The organism is Mesorhizobium sp. M1A.F.Ca.IN.020.04.1.1 (assembly GCF_003997315.1).
GTDB lineage: Bacteria > Pseudomonadota > Alphaproteobacteria > Rhizobiales > Rhizobiaceae > Mesorhizobium.
Map to the genome: position 1 here is coordinate 1 of NZ_RZSN01000041.1, position 11,406 is coordinate 11,406.

The 11,406-nt window shown below is 64.6% G+C and carries 9 protein-coding genes; all 9 read left to right on the top strand.

Annotated elements, in window-relative coordinates; genetic code table 11:
• The coding region (locus tag EOA49_RS11300; protein ID WP_127243155.1) for an ABC transporter permease subunit at positions 1-515 on the top strand (515 nt) is incomplete at its 5' end.
• 3 nt (positions 516-518) lie between these two features.
• A complete protein-coding gene (locus tag EOA49_RS11305) occupies positions 519-1,598 on the top strand; it encodes an amino acid ABC transporter permease (RefSeq protein WP_127239882.1) in 1,080 nt (359 codons plus the stop codon).
• Positions 1,599-1,620: 22 nt separating this feature from the next.
• Entirely contained in the window at positions 1,621-2,367 is a 747-nt protein-coding gene (locus tag EOA49_RS11310; protein ID WP_127239885.1) for an amino acid ABC transporter ATP-binding protein, read from the top strand.
• Positions 2,368-2,420: 53 nt separating this feature from the next.
• Positions 2,421-3,827: an FAD-binding oxidoreductase gene (locus tag EOA49_RS11315; RefSeq protein WP_127239881.1), complete on the top strand. Its 1,407-nt coding sequence runs from the start codon at positions 2,421-2,423 to the stop codon at positions 3,825-3,827.
• A gap of 117 nt (positions 3,828-3,944) precedes the next feature.
• Positions 3,945-5,615 (top strand): thiamine pyrophosphate-binding protein, encoded by a 1,671-nt coding sequence (locus EOA49_RS11320; RefSeq protein WP_127239880.1) that lies wholly within the window; start codon positions 3,945-3,947, stop codon positions 5,613-5,615.
• Positions 5,612-7,708 (top strand): hydantoinase/oxoprolinase family protein, encoded by a 2,097-nt coding sequence (locus EOA49_RS11325; RefSeq protein WP_127239879.1) that lies wholly within the window; start codon positions 5,612-5,614, stop codon positions 7,706-7,708. The genes EOA49_RS11320 and EOA49_RS11325 overlap by 4 nt, the downstream gene beginning before the upstream one ends.
• On the top strand, positions 7,705-9,324 hold the full coding sequence (locus EOA49_RS11330) for a hydantoinase B/oxoprolinase family protein (RefSeq protein WP_127239878.1): 1,620 nt from the start codon (positions 7,705-7,707) through the stop codon (positions 9,322-9,324). The genes EOA49_RS11325 and EOA49_RS11330 overlap by 4 nt, the downstream gene beginning before the upstream one ends.
• Entirely contained in the window at positions 9,321-10,523 is a 1,203-nt protein-coding gene (locus tag EOA49_RS11335; RefSeq protein WP_127239877.1) for a pyridoxal phosphate-dependent aminotransferase, read from the top strand. The genes EOA49_RS11330 and EOA49_RS11335 overlap by 4 nt, the downstream gene beginning before the upstream one ends.
• 3 nt (positions 10,524-10,526) lie before the next feature.
• On the top strand, positions 10,527-11,339 hold the full coding sequence (locus tag EOA49_RS11340) for an NAD(P)-dependent oxidoreductase (protein ID WP_095802273.1): 813 nt from the start codon (positions 10,527-10,529) through the stop codon (positions 11,337-11,339).
• Positions 11,340-11,406 lie beyond the last annotated feature (67 nt).

Here is an 11,406-nt window from a genome sequence, read left to right on the forward strand (position 1 = left end):
CAGTCATTGTCCTTGCGCTGGGCCGCCTGCCGGACCTGCCGCTGCTCGACTTCCCTGCCCTGCAAGGCCTCAATCTCAAGGGTGGCCTGCGCATCCCTCCCGAATTTTCCGCTTTGGCCATCGCGATCGCCATCTATGGCGGCTCCTATATCGCCGAGATCGTGCGTGGCGGCTTCAAGGCCGTCGGGAAGGGCCAGATGGAGGCCGCACTTTCGCTGGGGCTGAGCCCCTGGCGCGTGTTCACGCTGGTGCGGCTGCCGCTGGCGCTGCGTGCCATGCTGCCGATCCTCGCGAACCAGTATGTCTGGCTGATGAAGGCGACGACAATGGGCATTGCGGTGGGCTTCACCGACTTCTTCATGATCGTGGCGCTGACCATCAACCACTCCGGCCAGACGCTGGAAGCGATCGGTATCCTGATGGCAGGGTTCCTGGCGATCAATCTCAGCCTGGCCGCCGTGTTCAACCGCATCAACAAAACCATTGCCCTCAAGGGCAATCAGTTGAGGGGGTGAGTGATGGAGATGGTAATTGTCGCTCCCCCTGCCCCTGGCAAGCTCGAAGACGTGAGGCGCCGTTTCTTCGCCACGCCGCTGCAGGCGCTGTTGTCGCTGATATCCCTGACGATCATGGCTTTTGTCCTCTGGAAGCTGCTGAACTGGGCGGTGTTCTCAGCGGTGTTCACCACCAGCGGCGGGCCCGAGGCCTGCCAGGCGGCGGCAGGAGCCTGCTGGTCGGTCATTGCCGCCAGGTGGCGCATCATCCTTTTCGGCCTCTATCCCTTCGAGGAGCAATGGCGCTCGGCCTTGGCCTGTGTGGCCGTCGTGGTCATGACCGTGCTGAGCTGCATTCCGGCCTTTTGGACCGGCAGCCGCATCGCGCTCGTCTGGGGCGCCGGATCGGCGCTCTACTATGTGCTGATGAAAGGCGGCGTGTTCGGCCTTCCCTATGTCGGCGAGGAAGCCTGGGGCGGGCTGGCGCTCACCCTTTTCATCTTCGTCACCACCTGCCTGATCGGCTTCCCGCTGGCGATCTGCCTGGCTCTCTTGCGCCGCTCGGAGCTGCCCTGGATATCCAGGACCACGGGCCTGATCATCGACGGAGTGCGCTCGCTGCCGCTGATCTCTATTCTCTTCACCTTTGCCGTCGTGCTGCCCTTCGCGCTGCCGCAATGGATGGCAGGCGACAAGCTGTATAGGGTCATTCTCGGCTCGGCCCTGTTCTTCTCGGCCTATCAGGCCGAGATCGTGCGCGGCGGCATACAGGGCGTTCCGAAGGGCCAGGAGGAAGCCGCCATGGCGCTCGGCATGAGCTACTGGCAGCGCATCGGCCGCATCCTCCTGCCGCAGGCCATGCGCAACGCGCTGCCGGCGACGATCAACCAGTTCGTCATCTCGTTCAAGGAAACCTCGCTGGTGGTTATCGTCGGTTTCTTCGAGATCCTCGCCTCCGGCAATGCCGCCTACGGCACCGGCGAATGGCGCTTCGCCTATGTCGAGGTCTATGCCTTCATTGCGTTGATCTATTTCGTCTTCGTCTTCAGCCTGTCCCGCTACGGTGCTTTCCTCGAGCGCCGCATGTCGGTCGGCGAACGGTAGGGAGGCGCACAAAGTGAATTCGATGCAGTCATCCGGAGCCGCGGTTCATATCCAGAACCTGGACAAATACTACGGCTCTTTCCACGCGCTGCGGAACATAAACCTTTCCGTGAAGCGCGGAGAAAAGATCGTCGTCTGCGGCCCCTCGGGCTCCGGCAAGTCGACCATGATCCGCTGCGTCAATCGGCTCGAGCAGCACAATGGCGGGCGCATCACCGTGCTCGGCACCGAGCTCAACGACGATGTCGGCAACATTGACGGGATCAGGCGCGAAGTCGGCATGGTGTTCCAGCACTTCAACCTGTTCCCGCACATGACCGTGCTGGAGAACTGCATGATCGCACCGATGATCGTGCGCAAGCGACCGCGCGCCGAGGCCGAGGCGACCGCCCGGCGCTATTTGGAGAAGGTCCGCATTCCCGAGCAGGCGATGAAGTTTCCCGGACAGCTCTCCGGCGGCCAGCAGCAGCGTGTGGCGATTGCGCGCGCCCTTTGCATGCAGCCGCAGGTCATGCTGTTCGATGAGCTGACGTCGGCGCTCGACCCGGAAATGATCGCCGAAGTGCTGGACGTCATGGTGAGCCTTGCTTCAGACGGCATGACGATGATCTGTGTCACGCACGAGATGGGCTTCGCGCGCCGCGTCGCCGACCGCGTCATTTTCATGGACAGCGGCGAAATCGTCGAGGAGGCGCCGCCGGAGCAGTTCTTCACCTCTTGCCGGAACGAGCGCACCCGGCAATTCCTGTCGCAGGTGCTGGGTCATTAAGCTAGGCGCCGCTGCTGTCTATACGCGGCGTGCCACACATCGCAGGTATCGCAATGACCGACCCCGTGACCGCTTTGCGCGAGATTCTCGGACCGAAAGGCTGGCTTTCGGGCACCGACGCCGAGCATTATCAGCGCGACTGGCTGAACCGCTATGGCGTCGCGCCTTTGGGCGTTGCCAGGCCCGCAAACACGGCCGAAGTTGCGGCAGTCGTCAAGGCATGCCGGATGGCGGGCTTGGCCGTGATTCCGCAAGGCGGAAACACCGGCCTATGCGGCGGCGCCGTCGCCGATCGGGCGAGCGCGGTGATCGTCTCGCTTTCGCGCATGACGGCAATAGGCGAACCGGATCCGGAGAGCGGGTCGATTGCGGTTGACGCGGGCGTTGTGCTCGCCGCGTTGCACGACGTGCTGGAGCCGCATGGCCTGATGTTCCCGATGCATCTCGGCGCCGAAGGCAGCGCCAGGATCGGCGGCCTGATCGGCACCAATGCCGGCGGCAGCCAGGCGTTTCGCTATGGCATGATGCAGGACCTTGTGCTCGGCCTCGAAATCGTGACCCCGGACGGCGCGATGTGGGACGGCCTTCGCGCGGTGCAGAAGGACAATGCCGGCTATCAGCTGCGCAAGCTGTTCTGCGGTGCCGAAGGCACGCTCGGCATCGTCACGCGCGCTGTCCTCAGGCTCTATCCCACCCCAAAACAACAGGCGAGCGCGCTTCTGGTAATGTCCGACTTCGCCGCGGCCGTTTCCTTCGGCACCTATCTGCGCGGCGAGACCGGCGAGTTCCTTGCCGGGCTCGAATTCTTCTCCGATGTCGGCCTGACGCTGGCGCTCAAGCATCTGCCTGATCTCGCCTACCAGCTGGAAACACGAGGCGACGTCTACCTGCTCGTCGAACTGGCGTCAGGTTCGGCGCGCGTTCCGCTGGACGAGATCCTCGCTTCGGCGCTGGAATGGGGTATGGAGGAAGGTCTGGTCGTGGATGGCGCGCTGGCCAATTCGGGCGCGCAGCGGGCGCAATTCTGGCGGCTGCGCGAGGAACAACCCGAGGGGCAGCGGCTGGAAGGCGAACAATTGAAGCACGACATCTCGGTGCCGCCCGGCGCCATCGCCCGCTTCATCGAGACCGGCGCCGGGATTTGCGACGACATCCTGCCCGGCGTGCGGATCAACCCGTTCGGGCATCTCGGCGACGGCAACATCCACTACAATCTGTCACCGCCGGAAGGCCGCGCCGATTTCGACGGCAAGGCGGGACAATTTGCCGAGGCGCTGGCTGCGCTCGCTACCGAGATGGGGGGCAGCTTCGCGGCGGAACATGGGCTTGGGCGCGCCAAGATCGCCATGGCCGAGCGGAATCGCAGCTCCGTGGAGCGGGAGCTCATGGCGCGGCTGAAGGGCGCGTTCGACCCGCAGGGCACGATGAATCCCGGCGTCCTGGTTCGAATTGCAGAATAAAGAAAAACTTTCGAATGGACCGCATTTCTTGATTTCGCGTCGGCCCGCCAGAGTGCAGGTATAAGTTCGAAAGGCAGGCTCCGTCTGCTTGCCACCAGCGTAAGAGGATGCCGAAGCATGGTCCGCAATGGGGGTCGCCTTCTTGTCGAGTGCCTGATCTCGCTTGGCGCGACCAAGAGCTTCGGCGTTCCCGGCGAAAGCTATCTCGCCGTTCTCGACGCGCTGCACGACACGCGCGGAAAGCTGGACTACGTGCTCTGCCGCAATGAGGGCGGTGCGGCTTTCATGGCTTCCGCCTACGGCAAGCTGACGGGCACGCCGGGCATCAGCTTTGTGACGCGCGGCCCGGGCGTGACCAATGCCAGCATCGGCGTGCACACCGCCATGCAAGACAGTTCGCCGATGATCCTCTTCGTCGGCCAGGTCGGCACCGACATGAAAGGCCGCGAAGCCTTCCAGGAAATAGACTACCGGGCGGTGTATGGAACCGTCGCAAAATGGGCGGTCGAGATCGATGACGTCGATCGTCTTCCCGAAATCGTGGCGCGGGCCTGGACCACCGCTTTGACCGGACGGCCCGGCCCCGTAGTGGTCGCGCTGCCGGAAGACATGCTGACGGCCATGACCGGAGCCGCGCCGCTCGGCGGACCGGCGTCTGTCTTCGAAGCGGCGCCGGCACAGGAGGCAATTGCGTCGGTATTGAAGATGCTTGCCGCCGCCGAAAATCCGGTGCTGCTGATGGGCGGCACCAACTGGACGGCTGACGGACGCGCGGCGCTTCAGGCTTTCGCTGAGGCCTCCGATATCCCGGTCGTGACAGCCTTCCGGTATCAGGACCAGTTCGACAACCATTCGCCGGTGTTTGTCGGCGAGGCCGGCGTCGGGATGGTGCCGCATGTGAAAAACCTGATCCGCGATGCGGACGTGATCCTCGCCGTCAATGTCCGCTTCGGCGAGATGACGACCGACGGCTACACCCTGCTCGAAGTTCCCGTACCGCGCCAGAAGCTGATCCACGTGCACGGCTCCGATCGCGAGATCGGCAAGATCTATGTGCCCACGATCGGTATCCATGCCGGTCCGAACGCCTTCGCCAAGGCGCTCACCCCGATCAAGGGTTCTTGGGCCGACTGGCGCACGACGGCACGCAAGGCCTATGAAGGCGCGTTCGCTGCGCCCGTGCAGCCCGGCCCGGTCGACATGGTCGCGGTCAGCACCTGGCTGCGCGAGAATCTCCCGGCCGACGTCATCCTTGCCAACGGCGCCGGCAATTTCACCGTGTGGCCGAACAAGTTCTTCAAGTTTGGACCGCAAGCGCGCCTGCTTGCGCCGCAATCCGGCGCCATGGGCTATGGCCTGCCGGCCGCGATCGCGGCCAAGGTCGCATACCCGCAACGCACCGTGGTCTGCTTTGCCGGTGACGGCGATTTCCAGATGAACTGCCAGGAACTCGGAACCGCCATGCAGGCCGGCGCGCAGCCGATCGTGCTGATCGTCAACAATGGCATCTACGGCACCATCCGTGCCCATCAGGAGCGCAACTATCCGGCTCGCGTCTCCGGAACCTCGCTCGAGAATCCCGACTTCGTGGCGCTGGCGAAGGCCTATGGCTTTCACGCCGAGCGGGTCGAATCCACGGGGGATTTCGCGGCGGCGTTCGAGCGGGCGCTTAGCTCGACGACCGGCGCCGTCCTCGACATCGCCATCTCGCCCGAAGCGATAACGCCCCGGCAGACCCTCTCTCAGATGCGCGACGCCGCGCTCGCTTCCCAGAAGGCCAAGTCATGACCTCCAGAACTGACGACATCCGTCTCGGCGCGGACATCGGCGGCACCTTCACCGACATCGCCCTTGATGTCCGAGGGACGATGTTTTCGACCAAGGTGCTGACCAACTATGCGGCTCCCGAGCAGGCGATCCTCGACGGCATCGCCATCGTCATTCGCGACGCCGGAATTTCGCCGTCCGAGATCGGCATCATCATCCACGGCACGACACTCGCCACCAACGCGCTGATTGAGCGCCGTGGCGCGAAGACCGCGCTGGTCACGACGGAAGGGTTCCGCGACGTGATCGAGATGCGAACGGAAAACCGCTTCGAGCAGTATGATCTGAACCTGCAGCTGCCGACGCCGCTGATTCCGCGCGAGGATCGCTTCACCGTCAAGGGCCGCATCGGCGCGGAAGGCCAAGAGCTGCAGCCGCTCGACGAAGCCGCTCTGGAGGACATCGCCGACCGCATTGCGGCGGGTGGTTTCGGCTCGGTGGCGATCGGCTTCATCCATGCCTATGCCAACCCCGACCACGAGCGCCGGGCGCGCGAGATCCTCGCCAGAAAACTCGGCATCCCGATCTCGATCAGCGCCGAAGTCTCGCCGCAGATGCGTGAGTTCGAACGCTTCAACACGGTCTGCGCCAACGCCTATGTGCGGCCGCAGATGGCCGACTATCTCGCCCGCCTGCAGACGCGCCTGAAGGACATGGGCGCCGATTGCCCCGTCTTCATGATCCATTCCGGCGGCGGCCTGATCTCGGTGGAGACCGCTTCGGAATTTCCGGTCCGGCTGGTCGAATCCGGCCCGGCGGGCGGCGCGATCTTCGCCGCAGACATCGCCAGGCGCTTTGGTCTTGAGAAGGTCGTCTCCTACGACATGGGCGGAACCACCGCCAAAATCTGCCTGATCGAGGACTATGCGCCGCGCACGGCGAGAACCTTCGAAGTGGCGCGCACCTACCGCTTCTCGAAGGGCTCGGGCATGCCGATCTCCATCCCGGTTATCGAGATGATCGAGATCGGCGCCGGCGGCGGTTCCATCGCCTGGGTCGACGCCATGGGCCGTATCCAGACCGGGCCGGAGAGTGCCGGCTCGGAGCCGGGGCCGGCCTGCTACGGGCGCGGCGGCAAGCGTCCGGCGATCACGGATGCCGATCTCGTGCTCGGCAAGCTCGACCCCGACAATTTCGCCGGCGGGGCGATCAAGCTGGACAGCACTGCGTCCGAGCAGGCGATTCTGCGCGATGTCGGCGAGCGGCTGTCGCTCGATGCCATGTCGACGGCCTTCGGAATCTGCGAGGTAGTGGACGAGAACATGGCCAATGCTGCCCGCGTCCATGCTGTCGAGAACGGCAAGAACATATCCGACAATCTGATGATCGCCTTCGGCGGCGCCGCCCCGCTTCACGCGGCGAGACTGTGCGAAAAGCTCGGCATCGACCAGTGCATCGTTCCGCGCGGCGCCGGCGTCGGCTCGGCGATCGGCTTCCTCAAGGCGCCGTTCGGCTACGAGGCGCTGGCCTCGAAGCTGACGCGCCTGTCGCGGTTCCAGCCTGCCGAAGTGAATGCCCTGCTCGCCGATCTCAAGGCCTCCGCCGAGGGTTTTGTGCGCGGCGGCGCCAGCGGCAGGATCGTCTGCGAAATCACCGCCTTCATGCGCTATGCCGGCCAGGGCTGGGAAATCCCCGTGCCGGTGGCAGACGAGCCGTTCGGAGACGATGCCGTTGCAGAACTCAAGGCGTTGTTCGAGGAGAATTACCAGCGCTTCTTCGGCCGCGCCATCGAGGGGCTCGACGGACTGGAAATCGAGATCGTCACCTGGTCGGTCAAGGCGACGGATGTTCGTCCCGCCGTCGCCAGGCACGAGCTCACAACTGGCAAGACAACGAGCGAACTCAAAACGACCCGCGAGGTGTTCGATCCGGTCAGCGGCGCACCGCGCAGCTACGGCATCGTCGAGCGCGACTCGCTCCGCCCCGGCGATCGGATCGCGGGCCCCGCGGTCATCGTCGAGCGCGAAACTTCCACCGTCGTCACCACCAGCTTCGACGCCGTCATCCAGAGCGACGGCGCGATCCTACTGATCCGCAAAGGCAGCCAGGCATGAGCGATATTGGCGAAATCCGCATGCAGGTCATGTGGAACCGATTGATCTCGGTGGTCGAGGAGCAGGCGCTCACCCTGCTGCGCACCGCCTTCTCGACTTCGGTGCGCGAATCCGGCGACCTGTCGGCTGGCGTGTTCGACCCGCGCGGCCAGATGCTTGCGCAGGCAGTCACCGGCACGCCGGGCCACGTCAACACCATGGCCGAGGCGGTGCTGCATTTCATGCACGAAATCCCGCGCGACCAGATGTTCGAAGGCGACACCTACGTCACCAACGATCCCTGGCAGGGCACCGGCCACCTGCACGACATCACCATGGTGTCCCCGTCCTTCCTCAACGGCGAGCTCGTCGCCTTCTTCGCCTGCACGGCACATGTCGTCGATGTCGGCGGGCGCGGCTTCGGCGCCGACGGCAAGTCGGTCTACGAGGAAGGCATCCAGATCCCGATTATGAAGTTCGCGGAAAAGGGCAAGGTCAATCTCGATCTGGTCAGGATCCTGCGCGCCAATGTCCGCGAGCCCAACCAGGTGGTCGGCGATTTCTATTCGCTCGCTGCCTGCAACGAGGTCGGGCACCGGCGCCTCGTCGACATGATGAAGGAGATCGGCCTGACCTCGCTGGATGGGTTAGGCGATTTCATCTTCTCGCGCACCCGCGACGCCATGCTGGAACGCATCGAGGCGCTGCCCAAGGGAAGCTGGTCGAACGAGCTGGTGACCGACGGCTACGACGAGCCGGTGAAACTCGCGGCCACGGTGTCGGTCCGCCAGGACCATGTCGAGGTCGACTTCACCGGCACCGACCCGATGAGCCGCTGGGGCATCAACTGCCCGATCATCTACAGCAAGGCCTATGCCTGCTATGCGCTGAAATGCATGGTGGCGCCCGACATCCCGAACAATGCCGCCTCGCTCGCCTTCTTCACCGTGTCGTCGCCGGTCAACATCCTGAATGCCGTGCGGCCGGCCCCGGTGGCGTTGAGGCACATCTTCGGCCACATGGTGCCCGATCTGGTACTTGGCGCGTTCTCCAAGGCGTTGCCCGGAAAGATCCTCGCCGAAGGCGCCGGCGCGCTGTGGAACATCCACATTTCGGCGCGGCCCGTCGCCGGCGCGTCCGGCCGCCGCGCCGAAGTGCTGATGTTCAACTCCGGCGGCATGGGCGCGCGGCCTGAGCTCGATGGGCTGTCGGCGACGGCCTTCCCGTCCGGTGTCCATACGATGCCGATCGAGGCGACGGAGCATACCGGTCCGATCGTGATCTGGCGCAAAGAGCTGCGGCCGAATTCCGGCGGCGACGGCGAGTTCCGCGGCGGCCTGGGTCAGATCATCGAGATCGCCGCGACCGACGGCCACGAGTTCGACTTCTCCGCCATGTTCGACCGAGTGAACCATCCCCCGCGCGGGCGCAATGGCGGCGAGCCTGGCGTCGCCGGCGTGGTCAAGCTCGACGACGGCACAAAGATGCGCCCCAAGGGCTGGCAGCACGTCCCCGGCGGGCGGCGGCTGATCCTCGAACTGCCGGGCGGCGGCGGCTATGGCGATCCGGCCAAGCGCAGTGCCGCCGCGCGGGTCAACGACCGATCCAAGGGTTACATCTCGGAGAACGACCAATGAGTTACGTTGCCTCGCGCCTCTCGGCGGTGAAGCCTTCGGCTTCCATGGCGGCTTCGCAGGCCGCCAAGGCGCTGCGCGCCAAGGGTGTGGACGTGATCGACCTCGGGTTGGGCGAACCCGATTTCCCGACCCCGCTTCACATCATCGATGCCGCCCATTTCGCGGCGAAAGCAGGACAGACGCTCTACACCGCTGCCGCTGGCACCATCGAAGTGCGCGAAGCCGTGGCCGGCAAGTTCCGCCGTGAGAACGGGCTGGACTACACGGCCGACGACATCGTCGTCGCCAACGGCGCCAAGCAGATCATCTTCAACGCCCTGATCGCGACGCTGGAGCCAGGCGACGAGGCGATCCTGCCGGCGCCCTATTTCGTCTCCTATCCCGAAATGGTGAAGCTGCTCGGCGGCACGCCCGTCGTCGTCGAATGCCCGGAGACCACAGGTTTCCGGCTGACGCCGGCGCTGCTGGAAAAGGCAATCACGTCAAGGACAAAGTGGCTTTTCCTCAACATGCCCGGCAACCCGTCTGGCGCGGTCTATTCCGCGTCCGATCTCAAGGCGCTGGGCGCGGTCCTGGCAAAACACCCGCAGGTGCTGGTCCTTTCCGACGAGATCTACGAGCACATCCTCTTCGACGGACGCGAATTCGTCTCCTTCGGCAAGGCCTGCCCCGAGCTCAAGGACCGCACCCTGATCGTCAACGGCGTCTCGAAGTCCTACGCCATGACCGGCTGGCGCGTCGGCTACGCAGCCGGCCCCGCGCCACTCATCAAGGCGATGTCGACGATCCAGAGCCAGTCCTGCACCTCGGTGTGCTCGATCGCACAAGCCGCGACCGTCGCCGCCCTCAACGGGCCGCAGGATGAAGTCGCGCGCTTCCGGCAGGCCTTCGAGGCGCGCCGCAACCTGGTAGTGGACGGCATCAGGAAGATAAACGGACTGACGTTGTCGCCGCCGGAGGGCGCCTTCTACGCCTATATCGGCTGCGCCAGCCTGATCGGCCGCAAGACGCCCAAGGGCCTCGTCCTGGAGGATGACGCGGCCGTGGCCAACTATCTTCTCAACGAAGGACGCGTGGCGTCGGTGCCGGGTTTCGCCTATGGACTGTCACCCTATTTCCGCATCTCGACGGCGACCGGCGAAGGGGTGCTGGCCGAGGCGATCTCGCGGATCAATGCCGCCGTCGCGCAAGTGGAGTAAACGATGCCGCACTACGAACGTATATTGATCACCGGCGCCGCTGGCCGGCTCGGCTCGCAATTGCGCAAGGGACTGGTGCCGCTGGCAAGCAAGATCCGCCTGGCGGGCCGCGGGCCGTTCAGCGATCTTGCGCCTCATGAAGAAGAAGCCGTCTTCGATCTTGCCGACATGGAGGCGACCATCGCGGCCACCAAGGACTGCGATGCGATCGTGCATTTCGGCGGCGCGCCGCTCGAATGCGAGTGGCAGACCATCCTCGATTCCAGCATTCGCGGCTCCTACCACATCTATGAAGGCGCGCGGAAACACGGCGTGAAGCGCGTCGTCTACGCCTCCTCGGTACATGCCATCGGCTATCACGAAATCGAGGCGCACATCGGCGTCGACGCGCCGGTGCGCCCGGACAGTCTTTATGGCGTGTCGAAAAATTTCGTCGAAAGCCTCAGCCGGCTTTATTGGGACAAGTTCGGCATCGAGACGGTGTGCCTGCGCATCTTCTCGTCGTTCCCCGAGCCGGCCGACCGGCGCATGCTGTGGTCGTATCTTTCCTTCGCCGACTGCGTGCGCCTGGTCGAGGCATCGCTGACAGCGCCGCGCGTCGGCCACACCATCTCGTTCGGCCTATCCAACAACAAGCTGAAGATGGTCGACAACAGCGGCGCCGATCATCTCGGATTTATCCCGCAGGACAGCGCCGAGCCGTTCCGGGCCGCCGTCGAGGCGAAGACGCCAATTCCCGACCCAAGGAGGCCGTCGGTGAAATATCTCGGCGGCTGGTTCTGCGAACTCGGTCATCCGGACGACAAGCCCGAATAACCATGCCTCGCAAGCAGGTCAGTTCGGAAATGCCGATCTGACCGAGCCGACACGGGCGCTGCCATAG

Bases quoted from the DNA above. Each gene is read 5' to 3' on its own strand.
- EOA49_RS11305 (WP_127239882.1), top strand. From the start codon at position 519: ATGGAGATGGTAATTGTCGCTCCCCCTGCCCCTGGCAAGCTCGAAGAC.
- EOA49_RS11310 (WP_127239885.1), top strand. From the start codon at position 1,621: ATGCAGTCATCCGGAGCCGCGGTTCATATCCAGAACCTGGACAAATAC.
- EOA49_RS11315 (WP_127239881.1), top strand. From the start codon at position 2,421: ATGACCGACCCCGTGACCGCTTTGCGCGAGATTCTCGGACCGAAAGGC.
- EOA49_RS11320 (WP_127239880.1), top strand. From the start codon at position 3,945: ATGGTCCGCAATGGGGGTCGCCTTCTTGTCGAGTGCCTGATCTCGCTT.
- EOA49_RS11325 (WP_127239879.1), top strand. From the start codon at position 5,612: ATGACCTCCAGAACTGACGACATCCGTCTCGGCGCGGACATCGGCGGC.
- EOA49_RS11330 (WP_127239878.1), top strand. From the start codon at position 7,705: ATGAGCGATATTGGCGAAATCCGCATGCAGGTCATGTGGAACCGATTG.
- EOA49_RS11335 (WP_127239877.1), top strand. From the start codon at position 9,321: ATGAGTTACGTTGCCTCGCGCCTCTCGGCGGTGAAGCCTTCGGCTTCC.
- EOA49_RS11340 (WP_095802273.1), top strand. From the start codon at position 10,527: ATGCCGCACTACGAACGTATATTGATCACCGGCGCCGCTGGCCGGCTC.